Raw genomic sequence first — 17,072 nt, forward strand, 5'->3', positions numbered from 1 at the left:
GTAGCTAGCTCGTTGCGGCTGACCGCTCGGCGCCTGGCGACAAGATCATGTATAATCGCGCCCCATTTGAGCCATACCCGATTCGAGAGCGCCCATGACCGCCACCACAGGCAAGGTGATCGTCGGCATGTCCGGCGGCGTCGACTCCTCCGTGTCCGCCCTGCTGCTGCTGGAACAGGGCTTCGACGTCGAAGGCCTGTTCATGAAGAACTGGGACGAGGACGACGGCACCGAGTACTGCACCGCCAAGGCCGATCTGGCCGACGCCGAGGCCGTGTGCGAAAAGCTCGGCATCCGGCTGCATACCGCCAACTTCGCCGCCGAGTATTGGGACAATGTGTTCGAGCATTTCCTGGCCGAGTACCAGGCAGGGCGCACCCCGAACCCAGATATCCTCTGCAACCGCGAGATCAAGTTCAAGGTGTTCCTGGAGTACGCCGAGATGCTGGGTGCCGAGAAGATCGCCACTGGGCACTATGTGCGCGGCGGCATTCGCGACGGCAGACCGCGCCTGCTCAAGGGGCTCGACCCCAACAAGGACCAGAGCTACTTCCTGCATGCCGTTCCCGAGGCGGCCATCGCGCGTACCCTCTTCCCGGTGGGCGAGCTGGAGAAGCCCGAGGTGCGCGCCATCGCCGAGCGCCATGACCTGGTCACCGCACGCAAGAAGGATTCGACAGGCATCTGCTTCATCGGCGAGCGCCGCTTCCGTGATTTCCTCAAGCAGTACCTGCCCGCCCAGCCCGGCGTGATCGAAACGCCCGACGGCGAGGTCATCGGCGAGCACATGGGGCTGATGTACTACACCCTGGGCCAGCGTCAGGGCCTGGGCATCGGCGGGCTCGCCCATCATCCGGACGCCCCCTGGTACGTCGCCGCCAAGGACCTCGAGCGCAATGTGCTCGTTGCCGTACAGGGCAAGCACCACCCGCTGCTCTATACCGACGCGCTGGCCACCGAAGCCATGGACTGGGTGGCCGGCGAACCGCCGGCCGCGGAGGGCCGCTACACCGCCAAGACCCGCTACCGTCAGGCCGACGTACCCTGCCGGATACGCGTCACCGCCGAGAACGGCGTCGAGGTGCGCTTCGATGAGCCACAGCGTGCCGTCACTCCCGGCCAGTCGCTGGTCCTCTACGATGGCGAGATCTGCCTCGGCGGTGGGGTGATCCACGAGACCTGGAACGCCACGGAGCCTGCCTCATGACCGCGTCTACCCCGATTCACCGCGCCCCCGACACCCCGACGGCCCGCCAGGCGCTGGCACTTGCCGGCGTCTTCCAGGCCGCCAGCCTGGTCGATGAACTTGCCCGCACCGGCCAGGTCGACGAGCGTGCCTGGGAAACGCTGATCCGCGCCACCCTGGATACCAACCCGGAGAGCTTCGAGGCGATCTACGGCGGCCATCCCAACAACCTGCGCCGCGGCCTCGAGGTGCTCGAGAGCGTGGTCGGCCGCCAGCAGGCCAACCCGGTGGTGCTGCGCTACGGTTTCTCGCTGCTGATGCTGATGAACAAGCTGCGCGGCAACGGTGCCATGCTGGATGACCTCGGCACGCGCCTGACCCGTATTCAGGGCCAGGCCGAGCACTTCGGTGAGACCCACGAGAACGTCATCGCCAGTCTCGGCGAGGCCTACCAGGAAACCCTCTCGACGCTAAAGACCCGTATCGTCGTCCAGGGGGACCCCTCGCTGCTGCAGAGTCGCATGATGCCCGAGCGGGTCCGCGCTATCCTGCTCGCCGGCATTCGTTTCGCGCTGCTCTGGCACCAGCAGGGGGGCCGGCGCTGGAAGCTGGTCTTCCAGCGTGGCGCGCTGAAGAAGACCCTCGACCAGCTGGGCTGACCCTTCCACTTCCCTCGACCGGAATCCGACCATGCAAGCCGCTTCCCTGCCCCTCTCCGCCCTGACCGCCCTCTCCCCCGTCGACGGCCGCTACGCCGGCAAGGCCGAAGCCCTGCGCGAGCACTTCAGCGAGTTCGGACTGATCCGCGCCCGGGTCATCGTCGAGATTCGCTGGCTCCAGCGCCTCGCCGAGCATCCACATATCACCGAGGTCCCCCGGCTCTCCGCCGAGGCCACCGCCTTCCTCGAGGCCTTGCTGCGCGACTTTTCGCTGGAGGACGCAGAGCGCATCAAGCAGATCGAGCGCACCACCAATCACGACGTCAAGGCGGTGGAGTATTTCATCAAGGAGAAGATCGCCGGGCAGCCCGAGTTGCACGCCGTCACCGAGTTCGTGCATTTCGCCTGCACCAGCGAGGACATCAACAACCTCTCCCACGGCGTGATGCTGACCGATGGCCTGAAGAGCCTGCTGCCGGTGATGCACCGGGTGGCCGACGAGATCGCCCGGCTCGCCCACGAGCACGCCGCCCAGCCGATGCTCTCGCGCACCCACGGGCAGACGGCGAGCCCCACCACCCTGGGCAAGGAGATGGCCAACGTTGCCTATCGCCTGCGCCGCCAGCTAGCGCAGATCGAGGGCGTCGAGATCCTGGGCAAGATCAACGGCGCGGTGGGCAACTACAATGCGCATCTCGCTACCTACCCGGAGGTGGACTGGGAAGCCAACGCCCGCACCTTCGTCGAGGGCCTGGGGCTGACCTTCAACCCCTTTACCACCCAGATCGAGCCCCATGACTACATCGCCGAGCTGTTCGATGCGGTGTGCCGCTTCAACACTATCCTCGTCGACTTCGATCGTGACGTCTGGGGCTACATCTCGCTGGGCTACTTCAAGCAGAAGACCGTCGAGGGCGAGATCGGCTCCTCGACCATGCCCCACAAGGTCAACCCCATCGACTTCGAGAACTCCGAGGGCAACCTGGGACTGGCCAATGCCATCCTCGGTCACCTGGCCCAGAAGCTGCCGATCTCCCGCTGGCAGCGCGACCTCACCGACTCCACGGTACTGCGCAACCTGGGCGTCGGCCTGGCCTACGGTCTGATCGCCTACGAGGCCTCGCTTAAGGGCATCAGCAAGCTCGAGGCTAACCCGGCGCGCATCAATGAAGACCTCGACGCCAGCTGGGAGGTACTCGCCGAGCCGATCCAGACGGTGATGCGCCGCTACGGCATCGAGAAGCCTTACGAGAAGCTCAAGGAGCTGACCCGCGGCAAGCGCATCGACCAGACCGGCTTCGCCGCCTTTATCGATACGCTGGCGTTGCCGGAGGCGGTGAAAAGCGAACTGAAGGCGTTGAGCCCGGCCACCTATATCGGCAACGCCGAAGCGCAGGCGAGGAAGCTATGAACTCCGATACGCCGCTGACCATGCTCGGCGGCCTGACCGCCGCCGAGTTCCTGCGCGACGTCTGGCAGCAGAAGCCGCTGCTGATTCGCGGCGCCTTTCCCGATTTTCAGTGCCCGCTCGATCCCAACGAGCTGGCGGGACTCGCCTGCGAGGAAGGCATCGAGGCCCGACTGGTAGAAGAGCATGGTGCCGCCGGCCCCTGGCAGGTTCACCACGGTCCCTTCGATGAGACCACCTTCGCCCGGCTTCCCGAGCGCGACTGGACGCTGCTGGTGCAGGCCGTGGACCACTATGTGCCCGAAATGGCCGAGCTGCTCGAGCAGTTCAGCTTCCTGCCCCGCTGGCGCCTCGACGACATCATGGTCAGCTACGCCCCGCCAGGCGGTAGCGTCGGCCCCCACGTCGACCAGTATGATGTCTTTCTGCTGCAAGGCAGTGGCCAGCGCCGCTGGCAGCTGGGCGGCAAGGTCGGCGACGACGCCCCCATCCTCGAGGGCATCGACCTGCGCATCCTTGAACGCTTCGAGGTGGAAGCCGACAGTGACTGGCTTCTCGAGCCGGGCGACATGCTCTATCTGCCGCCCGCCTGGGCCCATCATGGCGTCAGCCATTCCGACGACTGCCTGACCCTCTCGGTGGGCTTTCGCGCCCCCTCCGCGGACGAGGCGATCACCTCGTTTGCCGACTACCTGGGCGAGCAGCTGCCGGCGTCGAAGCGCTATGCCGATGCCGGCATGGCTCCGCCCGAGGATCCCGCCGAACTCGACGATGCCGCCGTGGCGCGCATGCGCCGCCTGATCCTGGACACCCTGGACGAGCCGGCCCAGCTGGCCCAGTGGTTCGGCCGCGTGATGACTCAGCCCAAGTACGTCGACCAGCTGGTCCCTACCGAGACGCCGACGGATCCTGAGGAGCTCGTCACCGCCCTGCAGGAGGGCGAGACGCTGGTCCGCAGCCCCGGGTCACGCTTCGCCTGGCGGGCGCTGGATGATGACCGTGCCACCCTCTTCGCCGATGGCGACGGGCTGAACTGTGCACGTCCTCTGGCCCTTGCCCTGGCCGCGGCTGAGCCGCTGGACGAGAGCCTGCTTGCCTTGCCCGGCGCCGCCCCACTGCTCGCCCGCCTGCTCGATATTGGCAGCCTGGCCTGGGCGGACGAGTTCGAGGAGTAACAGGGGGCAAGGGGCAAGGGGCAAGGGGCAAGGGGCAAGGGGCAAGGGGCAAGGGGCAAGGGCATCAGGTTCGAGACAGGAAGGTGAGATGCAAGACGCAGCGCTAGAGATTCTTGAGGGTAGCTGGGAGGAACTCGGTACCGAGGCATCGGAGATCCGCCGGGTGGTCTTTATCGAGGAGCAGCGGGTGCCTCAAGAGGAGGAGTGGGACGGCCGCGACCCCGGGTGCTGCCACTTCCTGGCCCTGCTCGACAACCGCCCTGTGGGCACCGCCCGGCTGCTGCCCGATGCCCATATCGGCCGGGTCGCCGTGCTCCCCCAGGCCCGCGGCCTGGGGATCGGCGCGATCCTGATGCGGTCCGCCATCGAGGCCGCTCGCCGCGATGGCCATGCCGCGGTGGAGCTCGCCGCCCAGACCCATGCCCTGGCCTTCTACGAACAGCTGGGATTCATGGCCTTCGGTGAGCCCTTTCTCGATGCCGGCATTCCGCACCGCAGTATGCGCCTCATCATCGACGATTGAGTCGCGCCTATCACCTTCCTCGCGGGAACTCGACTACAGCAAAGGGCGCTCGGTGGCCCGCTGTGTAGTCGGGTTACAACGCCCTCTGCTCCCAAGGGTCAATTGCTGAAGCCCGGCATCAGGGGCCATAGTGGGATCCATGGCGAGGATGAAACGGCCGTTTGCCGTCGACCGACGAGATCAGGCACAGCGGCTGTCACTCCCTCCCCCAAGGTTCGACCAAGGGCGTAGAGACAAGCCCTGGCATCTAGTCGACCCTGAAAGCACTTCGCAGATGCAGCATAAGGCATTGCCGAATAATGCAGCAGGCGATTCCAGCGGCCGCGACACCGGTTTTCCGACATCGCGATCACGAGATTCCACTCCTGACCCGAAGGATGGCCCCATGACGACATTCAAAGACGAACTCAAGGCTCTGGCTCAACTGCGCGAAGCCCAACAGGGCAAGTGGGACAACATCAACCCTGAACATGCGGCTCGCATGCGCCTCCAGAACCGCTTCCAGACTGGCCTGGACATCGCTCGCTATACCGCCAAGATCATGCGCGCGGACATGGCCGCCTACGATGCGGACACCTCGCAGTACACCCAGTCGCTGGGCTGCTGGCACGGCTTCATCGGTCAGCAGAAGATGCTCTCGATCAAGAAGCACTTCGGCACCACCAAGCGTTCCTACCTGTACCTCTCCGGCTGGATGGTCGCCGCCCTGCGTTCGGAGTTCGGCCCCCTGCCCGACCAGTCCATGCACGAGAAGACCACCGTGCCGGGCCTGATCGAGGAGCTCTACACCTTCCTGCGCCAGGCCGACGCTTGGGAGCTCAACCATCTTTTCCGTGACCTGGACGAGGCAAAGAAGGCAGGCGACAACGCCAAGGCGGATGAGCTGGTCGCCAAGATCGACAGCCACGAAACCCACATCGTGCCGATCATCGCCGACATCGATGCCGGTTTCGGCAATGCCGAGGCCACCTACCTGCTGTCCAAGAAGATGATCGAGGCCGGTGCCTGCTGCATCCAGATCGAGAACCAGGTCTCCGACGAGAAGCAGTGCGGCCACCAGGCCGGCAAGGTGACAGTGCCCCACGAGGACTTCATCGCCAAGATCAACGCCGTACGTTACGCCTTCCTGGAACTCGGCGTGGAAGACGGGGTGATCGTTGCCCGCACCGACTCGCTGGGCGCCGGCCTGACCCAGAAGATCGCCGTGACTCAGGAGCCGGGCGACCTCGGCGACCAGTACAACAACTTCCTCGATGGCGACGAGATCGCCTCGGCCTCCGACATCAACAACGGCGACGTGGTGATCAAGCAGCAAGGCAAGCTGGTCAAGGTCAAGCGCCTGGCCTCCGGCCTCTACGAGTTCAAGCCGGGCACCGGCGAGGACCGAGTGGTGCTGGACTGCATCACCAGCCTGCAGAACGGCGCCGACCTGCTGTGGATCGAGACCGAGAAGCCCCACGTCGGCCAGATCGCCGGCATGGTCAACCGCATTCGTGAAGTGTGTCCGGATGCCAAGCTGGTCTACAACAACTCGCCGTCCTTCAACTGGACCCTGAACTTCCGCCAACAGGTGTTCGATGCCTGGGAACAGGAAGGCAAGGACGTTTCCGGCTACGACCGCGCCGACCTGATGAACGCCAAGTACGACGACAGCGAGCTGGCGGCGGTGGCCGACGAGTGGACCCAGAACTTCCAGCGCGATGCCGCCCGTGAGGCCGGTATCTTCCATCACCTGATCACCCTGCCGACTTACCACACCGCGGCCCTCTCCACCGACAACCTGGCCAAGGGCTACTTCGGCGACGAAGGCATGCTGGCCTATGTTGCCGGCGTGCAGCGCAAGGAGATCCGCGAAGGCATCGCCACCGTCAAACACCAGGACATGGCCGGCTCCAACATCGGTGACGACCACAAGGAGTTCTTCCACGGCGAAGCGGCACTCAAGGCCGGCGGCAAGGACAACACCATGAACCAGTTCGGCTAAGGCCGCTGGCGGTAACGGCGGGACCCCCGAGGGAGGCCACTGGCCTCCCTTTTTTCATATTATTGATCGCACGGCGACGCTACACTCTGGCCAAGCATCGGCGCGCTGGCCAAGCCGGGGCGCAATGGATAGACTCGTTAGAGAACGCTGTCCGCTAACCCTTCATCCCCCCTTGGGGACCGATTGTCCATCACGGACATCAAGGAGATCCTGCATGAAACGCCTTCTTCCCGTTCTGGCCATCGGCATCCTGACCCTTGCCGGCTGCGCCAACACCGCCCCCTACTCGGGCAATGTCTACAGCGGCAACCAGGCCAAGACGGCCCAGAACGTCACCTTCGGCACCATCACCGCCCTGCGCCAGGTGCAGATCCAGGCCGACAGCCGGGCCGGCGGCCTGCTCGGCTCCGGCGGCGGCGCGGTGATCGGCGGCCTGCTCGGTAACCAGGTGGGTGGCGGCAGCGGACGCCAGCTGGCCACCGTGGCCGGTGCCATCGGCGGCGCCGTAGCCGGCACCAAGGTCGAGGAAGCGACCAACCGCATCACCGCCTGGGAAATGGAAATCCGCCAGGACAACGGCCAGACCGTGGTCGTGGTCCAGAAGGCAGACCAGAACTTCCAGGTCGGCCAGCGCGTCCGCCTGATTGGCAGCGGCACCAACGTCAGTGTGGCCCCTTACTGAGGTTGCCCACGGCCGCCTGAAAGGTCGCCAGAATGAAGAAGGCCCGCGGTGCGATCCGCGGGCCTTGCTCGTTACGGTCGCTACGTCAACGGCCAGACGCTATGCGAGTGCTGCTGGATACAGAATCAGTGCTGGTCGACCTTGTTCATGACCCAGCTAGCGAGCTTGGTGCCGATCGACGCCACTAGTCCGATCACGATCAGCGTGAACAGCATGTCCACGGGGCGCACGATGAAGGTGGCACCCAGAACCGCCAGGGCCGGGCACCAGACCCAGCGATCATCCTCGCTGCGCAGCACGGCAGGCAGCAGCGCATCGAGAATGCTGCTGACGGAGACGTCCCAGCGCTTGAGGAAGAGAAACAGAAGCACGGCGAAGGCAATCAGCCAGATCAGAGTCAAGGTCATGGCACTCTCCAGGAAAGGGTCGCTTGGGGGATGGGAAAATCGGACCCCGCAAGGGTATCCCCGCCCGGTAGGCCGCGCAACCGTCCAAAGGTCCCCGCTAGCGCGACTGTATGGGCGTGAATGCGGCTCAGGCTCGCCCCTCACATCCTGAATTTCCTCCATGCCCCTGACAGCCGCTTGACTGCCGCGTTACCATGTCGCGCTACATGCACTCACCGAAAGGTTCATCAATGCAGATTGCGCAGAATTCCGTTGTCGCGTTCCACTACACCCTGACCAACGATTCAGGTGAAGTGCTGGACAGCTCGGAAGGCCGCGAGCCGCTGACCTACCTCCACGGCGCCGGCAACATCATTCCGGGCCTCGAGAAGGAGCTGGAAGGTCATGCCACCGGCGAAAAGCTTCAGGTCAAGGTTTCCCCCGAGGAGGGCTACGGCGACGTCCAGCCGCAGCTCGTTCAGGAAGTGCCGCGCGATGCCTTCCAGGGCGTCGAAAACGTCGAGCCGGGCATGCAGTTCCAGGCCCAGACCCAGGGCGGCCCGCTGATGGTTACCGTGACCCAGGTCGATGGTGACACCGTCACCGTGGATGGCAACCATCCGCTCGCCGGCCAGCCGCTGAACTTCGACGTCGAGATCGCCGAGGTTCGCGAGGCCAGCGAGGAAGAAGTCGAGCACGGTCACGTGCACGGCGAGGGCGGCCACGAGCACTGAGGGCTCGCGTCGACCGCACCGGCCGCCGACAGGCGAATCCGGATTCCGAAGGGGCAGCCACTGGCTGCCCCTTCGTCGTTCAGTTGCTCGGCGGCGTGCGACGCCCCTGCTCGAAGGCTCGCAGCGTGCGATGGCCGCCCCACAGCCGGGTGGCGGTCGTCACCAGGCAGGCCGCGCCGAAGACCATCGCCAGCAGCGGGAAGTGGTTTGGCAGCAGGCAGAAGAGCACAAAGGCCAGCACGGTCTCCGTCCCCTCGGTCAGGCCATGCAGGTAGTAGAAGGCCTTCTGCTGGAAGCGCGGCCGTTCCAGGCCGTAGCGCGTGGCCATGATGGCGAAGGCCAGGAACGAGGTCCCGGTGCCGATGAAGGCAAACAGCAGAAAGGCCGCCGCCAGGGCATTGGCCGCCGGTTCTGCCAGGGCGAACCCCAGTACCACCGCCGCGTAGAAGACGAAGTCCAGGCCGATATCGAGAAAGCCCCCGGCATCGCTGGCCTCTCCCGTCAGCCGGGCCAGGGCGCCATCCAGCCCGTCGCCGAGGCGATTGAGCAGGATGGCCACCAGCGCCGGCAGATACCAGCCAAGAGCCAGCAGCGGCAGGGCCAGCATTCCCACCAGGAAGGCGACGACCGTCACCTGGTCGGGGCGCACCCTCAGCGCCACCAGGCCGCGGGCCAGCGCCAACAGCGGCCCTTGGGTCAGGGGCATGGTCCAGCGGTCGAGCATGCTACCTCCCTGCCTCGTCGACGCTGTTGTCACCCCGCCGCCAGGCGAAATAGCGCTTAAGCCAGCCCAGCAGGCGTTCCGGCTTGTGGGCATTCTTCCACACGCCGGCCGTAGCCTTGACCGCCTCGCTGTGGGTCGGATAGGGATGAATGGTGCCCAGCAGCTTGTTGAGCCCGATGCCGCGGGTCATCGCCAGGGTGAACTCGGCGAGCATTTCCCCCGCCCCCTGGCCGACGATGGTGGCGCCGAGAATCCGGTCACGACCGGGCACGGTCAGTACCTTCACGAAGCCGCGTGTCTGGCCCTCGGCGATCGCGCGATCCAGCTCACTCAAGGCATAGCGCGTGACCTCGACCTTGACGTGCGACGCCAGGGCTTCCCGCTCGTTGAGCCCGACCCGCGCCACCTCCGGATCCGTGAAGGTGACAGCCGGCAGGGCCCGATAGCTCACTCTGAACCGCTTGAGCTCGCCGAACAGGGCATTCACCGTAGCATGCCAGGCCTGGTGGGCGCTGGCATGGGTCAACTGGTAGGGACCCGCCACGTCACCGCAGGCCCAGACGTTGGGCAGCACGCTCTGCAGCGACTCGTCCACCGCCAGGGTGCCGTCGGAACGCGTCTCGACGCCGAGGGCCTCGAGGCCTAACCCCTCGACATTGGCCTGGCGCCCCACCGCCACCAGCAGGTGGGAGAAGGGCAACCGCTCACGCACTGGCTCACCCTGGGCATCGTGACGCTCTACCTCCAGGGCATGGCCACCGCCCTCCTCGCTCACCACGCGCAGCGCCCGGGTGGCGAGATGCAGATCCAGGCCCTCCTCGCCCAGCCGGGCCTCGACCTCGCTGGCCACGTCGCGGTCTTCACGAGGCAGCAGTTGGCCGCCCATCTCCACCAGCGCCACTCGGCTGCCCAGCCGGGCGAAGCTCTGGCCCAGTTCACAGCCAATGGGGCCACCGCCCAGCACCACCAGTCGCTCGGGGAGGGACTCGAGCCGCCAGAGGTTATCGGAGGTAAGCACCTCGATCTCGTCCATACCGGGCAGCGGCGGTATCCGCGGTCGCGCTCCACTGGCGATGATCACATGACGCGTGGTCATCACCCGCTCGCCGGACGTCTCGCGAACACGCACCCGCCAGGGATCCTCGAGGACGGCTTCCCCGGCAACCACCTCCACGCCCAGCCCTTCGTAGCGCTCGCGACTGTCGTGGGGCTCCACCTCGCGGATGGCGCGGTGCACATGGTCCATCACGGCGGCGAAATCCACCTCGGGTTCTCCGGCGCTGACCCCGTAACGCGGGGCGTCGCGGATCTCGCTGGCGATGCGGGCGGCGCGGATCAGTGCCTTGGAGGGGACGCAGCCGGTATTGAGGCAATCGCCGCCCAGCCGATGGCGCTCCACCAGCGCCACTCGGGCCTTCACTGCCGAGGCGATGTAGCTCGCGACCAGCCCTGCCGACCCGCCACCGATGACCACGATGTCCTGATCGAAATGCCGTGGACGCGCGAAGCGGCGGGCCAACTGGCGCCGCTTGCCGATCGCCACCAGGGCGCGCGCCAGCCAGGGAAAGAGGCCGATCAGCACAAAGGAGCCGATCAGCCCCGGAGAAAGCACGTCGGAGAGCGACTCCAGATTGCCGAGCTCGCGCCCCGCGTTCACGAACACCGCCGTGCCCGGCAGCATGCCGACCTGACTGACCCAGTAGAAGGTCCAGAGCCGCATGCGGGTCAGGCCCATCACCAGATTGATGACAAAGAAGGGAAAGAGCGGAATCAGTCGCAGGGTAAACAGATAAAAGGCGCCTTCGCGCTCGATGCCGGCATTGATGCGGGCCAGCTGGGTAGCAAAGCGCTGCTCAAGTGGCGCGCGCGCCAGGGTGCGGGCGATCAGCGCGGCCAGCGTGGCGCCGAGGGCGCTGGCGAAGGAGATCAGCAGCAGCCCCCAGCCAAAACCGAACAATGCGCCACCGAGCAGGGTCAGCAGGGTGGCGCCGGGCAACGAGACCGCCGTGATGGCCACGTAAGCCAGAAAGAAGCCACCACCGACGGTCAGGGGCTCAGCGGCCAACCAGGCCTGGAACTGCGCCTGCTCGGCCTGAAGGTTTTCGAGGGTCAGGGCCTGGTCGGCTCCGCTGACGAAGTAGGCCGCGACCAGCAAGGCAATCACGGCCGCGAGTATCAGGCGTCGTCGTGTCAAGGGTGGTCTCCCGTAAGTCAATGATAATGGCACCGCATCCGCGGATGATGAAGTCGACCCTATGTCGTGGTGGGCAGCGATAACTTACGCCGCAGCGATCGCGGCGTAGTGTAAGGAAACGGATCAATGCGGAACTCAACGTCTCTCCGCCTCTCCAACTTACCAGCCATCAGCAATGGAGCCATGAAATGCGCCTGCCGTCCCACGCCGCACTTCGTCATCTCGCACTATTCGCACCGCCCATCGCACTTGCAATCGCCCTGTCCGGCACCTCCCAAGCCAATCAAGAGACCGCCAGTGCCGTCTTTGCCGGCGGCTGCTTCTGGTGCATGGAGGAAGCCTACGACAAGGTGGAAGGCGTGCAGGCCACCATTTCCGGCTACAGCGGCGGCCACACCGAGGACCCGACCTACCAGCAGGTCACGGCCGGCGGCACCGGCCATGCCGAAGTGGTCAAGGTCGAGTACGACCCCGAGCAGGTCGACTACGCGACCCTGCTGCACGTGTTCTGGCGAAACATCGACCCGTTCGCCGTGGATCGCCAGTTCTGCGACCAGGGCGCCTCCTACCGCAGCGCCATCTTCCCCATGGATGCCGAGCAGCGCGCGCTGGCCGAGGCCAGCAAGCAGGCCGCGGCCGAGCGTTTCGACCAGCCGATTGCCACTGAAATCAACGACTTCGAGGTCTTCTATCCGGCCGAGGCGTATCACCAGGACTACTACATGGAGAACCCGGTGCGCTATCGCTTCTACAAGTCGGCGTGCGGCCGGGTCGAGCGCCTCGAGGAGGTCTGGGGCGAGGAGGCCGGTGCCAACGCGGCCTCCTAATGCCCGCGACGCTCTCGCCGCCACAGCCAGGCAGCCAACCCCAGGGTCACCGCCAGCATCAACCAGGACGCCAGCACCACGCCCGGCCAGCCGGCGGCTCGCCAGAACGGTTCCAGCCAGAATCCGCCCAGGCTGGCACCGCTGTAGTAGAACACCAGGTACAGGGCCGAGGCGCTGCCTCGGGCCCGCAGAGCGTGACGCCCCACCCAGCTCGACGCCATGGAGTGAGCCAGGAAGAACCCGAAGGCGTTGACGGTCAGCCCGACAATGATCCAGCCGAGCGAGCCGGCCAGGGTCATGGCCGTGCCGCCGCTCAGGATCAGGATCCCCAGCATCATGCACACCGGCTGCGGCCAGCGAGCAGCGAATCGTCCGGAGAGCGACGAACCGAGGGTACCCCCCAGGTACGTCAGGAAAATCAGCCCCAGCACGCGGGTACCCAGACCATAGGGCGCATCGGCCAGTCGGAAGGTGATATAGCTGTACTGATTGATGAAGATCAGGAAGTTGAGCCCGCCAAGCAGGTAGGCGCCGAGCAGCAGCGGGTTGCGCAGGTGGCCGCCAAGATCGGCCAGGGCGCCGCGCAGCTCGAAGCGCCGCGGGGTGAAGGCCTGGGCGGCGGGCAGCAGCTTCCAGAACAGCGCCAGCCCCACCAGCGTCATCAGACCCACCGCCAGGAAACTGGCCGGTGTCCCGCCGACCTCGGCCACGGCGCCGCCCACTACCCGGCCACTGATGCCGCCCAGGGAGTTGGCGCCGATATACAGCCCCACTGCTGACAGCAGCGCCGGTCGCTCGAACTCGTCGCCCATCCAGGCGATCGCCACCGCCGGCAGCCCGCCCAGCACGAAACCCTGCAGAGCGCGCATCGCCAGCAATGTCTCGAAGTTCGGCGCGAACGCCAGCCCCAGCGAAAACAGCGCGGCCGCCAACAGGGTCACACGCATGATGGCATCCCGGCCGATGGCATCCGAGAGCGGACCGAATACCAGCAGCGAGGCGGCCAGCGCCAGGGTGGCGACCGACATCACCAGACTGATGCCCAGCGTCGAGACCTCAAAGGTATCGCGCAGCGCCGGCAGCAAGGGCTGGGGGGCGTAGAGGTTGATGAAGACCAGAAAGGAGCCCAGGCACAAGGCCAGGGTCGCGCGCCACCATGCGCGGCTATGGGCGGCAATCATGGTGCCCTCCGACCAAGCAGGCCATGATCCACCGGCAAGCGTCTCTGCCGGGGCCCTCCCCGACGTGGTGTTGGCCCGCCACGAGACACTCCAAGCGACTAGCCTTCGCCAATACCGCCCAGACGCTGAGCCAGACGGGTCGGCTCAAGGGTTCGCCTGGCCTGCCAGAAGTGACGCTGCCAGTAACGATTGTCGATGTCGGAGATCATGACGCCCCGCGAGGTGGAGGCGTGCAGGAAGCGACCCTCGCCGACATAGATGCCCACATGGCGATACACGCCGGGGGGGCGAAAGAACACCAGATCGCCGGGGCGCAGCGCATCTCGCTCGACCTCGAGCCCTGTGCGGACCTGTTCCTCGGTGGTGCGCGGCAGGTCGAAGCGGAAGGTGTCGCTGAAGACGTTCTGTACCAGGGCCGAACAGTCGATGCCACGAAAGGAGCTTCCACCGAGCCGATAAGGCGTGCCGGCCCAGCGCTCGTGCTGAGCCAGCAGGGCTCGGCGAATTAGCGACGGGGGCGGGTTGTGAAGACCGCGGGCTTCCAGAATGGGGTTGTCCACGGGAGACATCAGCGGGTCGGCGGGCATCCCGGGCAGGTCCCTGGCAAAGTAGCCCCCGATGGCCGACTCTTCGCTACCACTCGACGCCGCACAGCCTGACACCAGCGCAATGACGCCACCCATGGCGCCAATACGGCACATGCGTTTGATTTGCATCCTGCAACGACCTCGTTCCCTGAACCGCACCTTGGGCGTCGACGCACGGCGTCCGACGCCATCGGGCGTGGTCGCTGTGGCAGTGCTGCCGGAAACCACCGGTATCACTGCCAGAGCGGCCTGTCGGCGGTTCACCATCTGTCGAAGGCTCCCGACAGGTGGAGCCATGGCAATAATGTTGATGATTATAAGCCAAGCTCTCTTGACAGGGCCAGGCTTCAGTGGAGAGCCCGGCTGTCGCCCGGCAGCGTATCGATGTGCAACGGCGCCCAGTGGCGCGGCCGTGCGCCGGGAAAGTCGAGGCTGGCCCAGGCACCCGCCAGCGGCGGAGCCCCCGAGAGCCATGCCACCAGGGCATGGCGAAAGCCGGCCAGGAAGCTCTCGCGCTCCGGGGTCTCGCCCATGAAGAACGAGAAGCCGGCGTGCAGGCCATGGGCATAGGTTTCCCAGCTCGCGTAGTGCCTGCCGGCCAGCGCATGGGCACGCTCGAGCAGCCTTAGAAAATCTGGCTCGTCGAGCCATCCCAGTTGGCGGCCGGCGATGGCCAGATCCACGGCCTGGGCGATATCCCAGGCCGCCAGATCGACTTCGTTGCAATCATCTTCGTTGTCCCTGACGCGCTGCAGGCGCAGCAGGTGGGCCCCCTCCTCGTCGCTGCACTCATCGCTCTCCAGAATCGCGATCTCGGCGGCCAGCCGACCGTGATTGAGCGTATAGGGGGCATAGTTGATCTGGTATTCCTGACGGTCACCGACCTCGATCAGGTAATCGAGAAACTCTTGCAGCTCCGCCTCCCCATGTAGGGCGTAGTGGCCGTCGACCCAGTCGCGGATGGCGACGCACTCGCGCTCGCTCTCCGGTTGCGGCAGGCTCCAGGCCGGACTGTTGAGCGGTCCGACCAGCGCCATCGCGGTGAAATGGGCAAGCGTTGGCCGCGGCCCGGGCTCCTGCCAGGCGCCGCCGCGCCAGTCGAGCCAGTGGAAGAGGCTGCCGGGATCCTCCAGATGCCAGCGGATCTCGGCGACCATCGGGGGCTGCTCGGGCTCGGGTAACAGGCTCTCCCAGTGGGCCCAGGCCTGTAGCAGGCGACGGGCATCGGGATAGAAACGACACAGCGAGCTTTGCAGGGCCCCGGCCAGCTTCGCCAGCCGGCTTGCATCGAAGTCTCCACTGTCCATGGCCATCTGCAGGTGAAACGCGAACTTCTCGGCCATGTGGATGGTGGCCGCGTGACGGCTCGCCTGCCGGAGGGCATCGCGGCTTGCCAGCTCGGCCGGAATGGGCTGACCAAAGGGGGTCGCGGCCGGCGGCAGAGCCGCATGGGCGGCATCTGCCGCCAGCTGGTTGAGATGGTGGGCCTGGGCCGGCAACCAATAGCGGGAGAGTGCCTCGACACCCTCGTCGGCATGCAGGTCGAGGGTCTCGGCCAGGTATCGGCGCGCCTCCTCGCGTCGCGCGGCCGACAGTTCAAGGCATGCCCCTTGACGGGCCGCGAACTCGGGCTCGCGTACCGCCGCCAGCGCCAGCGCCCAATGACGAGGATCACCACGCCAGGCTCGCAGGGCATCCCGTGAGGCGGCGATGCAGGCCTCGGGAATCAGGCCCTGCAGGGCCGGACGCCAGGGACTCACCGGCGAATGCAGCAGCAGCGCCCAGTCCGCATCGAGGGCAGGCAGCCGATTGCGGCCCTCGAACAGGCTGCGCCCCCGCTGGTAGGCCCGCGCCAGGGCCGGCCAGTCACTGTAGCGACGCAGCGCCAGGTCGGCCCCGTGGTGGGCAAAGTCGCGGGCTTCCTGTGCCTCGAGCCAGCCCAGGCAGGCACCCGCCCAGGCCAGGTCGATCAGTCGCAGCCAGTCCCAGGCGGCCCATTCGAGAGGCTCCCCTTGATCGAGGAAGCCCAGCATGACCCGTCCGTAGTCGCGCTCGCCCCCCGCCAGGGCCTCCCACCATTGCCGACGCGCCTCGGCATCCGCCTCGATCAGTCGCCCGGCATCCAGGTCCCAGGTCTGGCGGTCGCCTTGGGAGGCCAGCCGCAGCAGGCTGCGGAGCAGATCCTCACGGCTACGAATCTGCCAGGCTTCTTCCAGCCAAGCTTCCACCCCCTGCCAGTCGTGTGGGCCGGCGGGCAGCTCAACGACCGGTGAAAAGGGGGCACGAAGACGCCAGACCTGCTCCTCGGGAGCCGTTGACCAGAGTGCTGCCGGGGTGGCATGGGTGGCCAGCCACTCCTGCAGCATCTCCCAGGTCACTCCCTCCCCATCGTGCTCCAGCGCCGAGAGTGCTTCACAGGCTTCATAGAAGCCGTCGTCACCGCGCACCCAGCCTTCGGCACTGCGGGCATGCAGCAGCGCCTCCAACCAGGCATCCAGGCTAGTGTGGTGAGCGCTGACCTCTTCGGTCAGCCGCTGCGCCCAGGCCCGGGCATGGGCTTCACCGAGCCAGCCTGCGGCGCCGCCCAGGGCGATGACCTCCAGGCCAGCGAGCAACCTGCCCGGGTCAACGCTGGTGCCCCCGATGCCCAGGGCCTCCAGCAGGCACCAGCCCAGTTCGCCGCGGTCGGCGACCCCGAGAGCGGCCAGCCGCTCGACGGCCGCCTCGGCCTCTACCGTCAGGGGATCGGGGGTGAAGGCCCAGTCACACAGCACCAGCTGCTGGGCCCACCAGGCATTCAGGGGATCGACCAAGGCTCACCT

At 66.3% G+C, this 17,072-nt stretch carries 15 protein-coding genes; 9 read left to right on the forward strand and 6 right to left on the reverse strand.

What is annotated here, in order from left to right:
* The first annotated feature begins 94 nt into the window (after positions 1–94).
* The 7 genes from mnmA to FHR95_RS03365 all read left to right on the forward strand — a co-directional run bounded on the left by mnmA (position 95) and on the right by FHR95_RS03365 (position 7,617).
* Entirely contained in the window at positions 95–1,207 is a 1,113-nt protein-coding gene (mnmA, locus tag FHR95_RS03335) for a tRNA 2-thiouridine(34) synthase MnmA (RefSeq protein WP_183313324.1), read from the forward strand.
* The gene (hflD, locus tag FHR95_RS03340) at positions 1,204–1,845 is read left to right on the forward strand and encodes a high frequency lysogenization protein HflD (protein WP_183313325.1); all 642 of its coding nucleotides are present in this window, start codon (positions 1,204–1,206) and stop codon (positions 1,843–1,845) included. The genes mnmA and hflD overlap by 4 nt, the downstream gene beginning before the upstream one ends.
* A gap of 46 nt (positions 1,846–1,891) precedes the next feature.
* Positions 1,892–3,256 (forward strand): adenylosuccinate lyase, encoded by a 1,365-nt coding sequence (purB, locus tag FHR95_RS03345; RefSeq protein ID WP_183313401.1) that lies wholly within the window; start codon positions 1,892–1,894, stop codon positions 3,254–3,256.
* The gene (locus FHR95_RS03350) at positions 3,253–4,428 is read left to right on the forward strand and encodes a cupin domain-containing protein (protein ID WP_183313326.1); all 1,176 of its coding nucleotides are present in this window, start codon (positions 3,253–3,255) and stop codon (positions 4,426–4,428) included. Before purB ends, FHR95_RS03350 begins: the two co-directional genes overlap by 4 nt.
* A gap of 88 nt (positions 4,429–4,516) precedes the next feature.
* Positions 4,517–4,951 carry a GNAT family N-acetyltransferase gene (locus FHR95_RS03355; protein WP_183313327.1) on the forward strand — a complete coding sequence of 145 codons (435 nt, stop codon included), beginning with the start codon at positions 4,517–4,519 and terminating at the stop codon, positions 4,949–4,951.
* A 385-nt stretch (positions 4,952–5,336) separates the two neighbouring features.
* Entirely contained in the window at positions 5,337–6,935 is a 1,599-nt protein-coding gene (locus FHR95_RS03360) for an isocitrate lyase (protein WP_183313328.1), read from the forward strand.
* A gap of 214 nt (positions 6,936–7,149) precedes the next feature.
* A complete protein-coding gene (locus tag FHR95_RS03365; RefSeq protein ID WP_040185964.1) occupies positions 7,150–7,617 on the forward strand; it encodes an outer membrane lipoprotein in 468 nt (155 codons plus the stop codon).
* A 125-nt stretch (positions 7,618–7,742) separates the two neighbouring features.
* On the opposite strand, the gene FHR95_RS03370 is transcribed toward FHR95_RS03365, so the two are convergent.
* Positions 7,743–8,024, reverse strand: coding sequence for a hypothetical protein (locus FHR95_RS03370; protein WP_040185963.1), 282 nt, complete (start codon positions 8,022–8,024; stop codon positions 7,743–7,745).
* A 230-nt stretch (positions 8,025–8,254) separates the two neighbouring features.
* Here FHR95_RS03370 and FHR95_RS03375 point away from each other — a divergent pair, with 230 nt between their 5' ends.
* Positions 8,255–8,737, forward strand: coding sequence for an FKBP-type peptidyl-prolyl cis-trans isomerase (locus tag FHR95_RS03375; protein WP_183313329.1), 483 nt, complete (start codon positions 8,255–8,257; stop codon positions 8,735–8,737).
* A 79-nt stretch (positions 8,738–8,816) separates the two neighbouring features.
* Here the strand turns inward: FHR95_RS03375 and FHR95_RS03380 are convergent, their stop codons facing one another.
* Together FHR95_RS03380 and FHR95_RS03385 are read right to left on the reverse strand one after the other, a co-directional pair.
* Complete coding sequence (locus FHR95_RS03380) at positions 8,817–9,461, reverse strand: CDP-alcohol phosphatidyltransferase family protein (protein WP_040185961.1); 645 nt, start codon at positions 9,459–9,461, stop codon at positions 8,817–8,819.
* Between the two features lies 1 nt (position 9,462).
* The gene (locus FHR95_RS03385) at positions 9,463–11,655 is read right to left on the reverse strand and encodes an FAD-dependent oxidoreductase (RefSeq protein WP_183313330.1); all 2,193 of its coding nucleotides are present in this window, start codon (positions 11,653–11,655) and stop codon (positions 9,463–9,465) included.
* Between the two features lie 188 nt (positions 11,656–11,843).
* Here FHR95_RS03385 and msrA point away from each other — a divergent pair, with 188 nt between their 5' ends.
* Entirely contained in the window at positions 11,844–12,482 is a 639-nt protein-coding gene (msrA, locus tag FHR95_RS03390; protein WP_183313331.1) for a peptide-methionine (S)-S-oxide reductase MsrA, read from the forward strand.
* Here the strand turns inward: msrA and FHR95_RS03395 are convergent.
* The 3 genes from FHR95_RS03395 to FHR95_RS03405 form a co-directional block, all read right to left on the reverse strand.
* Positions 12,479–13,663, reverse strand: coding sequence for an MFS transporter (locus tag FHR95_RS03395; RefSeq protein ID WP_183313332.1), 1,185 nt, complete (start codon positions 13,661–13,663; stop codon positions 12,479–12,481). The two genes, msrA and FHR95_RS03395, sit on opposite strands and share 4 nt — an antisense overlap.
* 98 nt (positions 13,664–13,761) lie before the next feature.
* Positions 13,762–14,379, reverse strand: a complete 618-nt coding sequence (locus tag FHR95_RS03400) for a C40 family peptidase (protein WP_246378336.1) — start codon at positions 14,377–14,379, stop codon at positions 13,762–13,764.
* Between the two features lie 218 nt (positions 14,380–14,597).
* The gene (locus FHR95_RS03405; RefSeq protein WP_183313333.1) at positions 14,598–17,063 is read right to left on the reverse strand and encodes a DUF1266 domain-containing protein; all 2,466 of its coding nucleotides are present in this window, start codon (positions 17,061–17,063) and stop codon (positions 14,598–14,600) included.
* Positions 17,064–17,072: the final 9 nt, after the last annotated feature.

Source organism: Halomonas fontilapidosi, assembly GCF_014192285.1.
Classification (GTDB): Bacteria; Pseudomonadota; Gammaproteobacteria; order Pseudomonadales; family Halomonadaceae; genus Halomonas; species Halomonas fontilapidosi.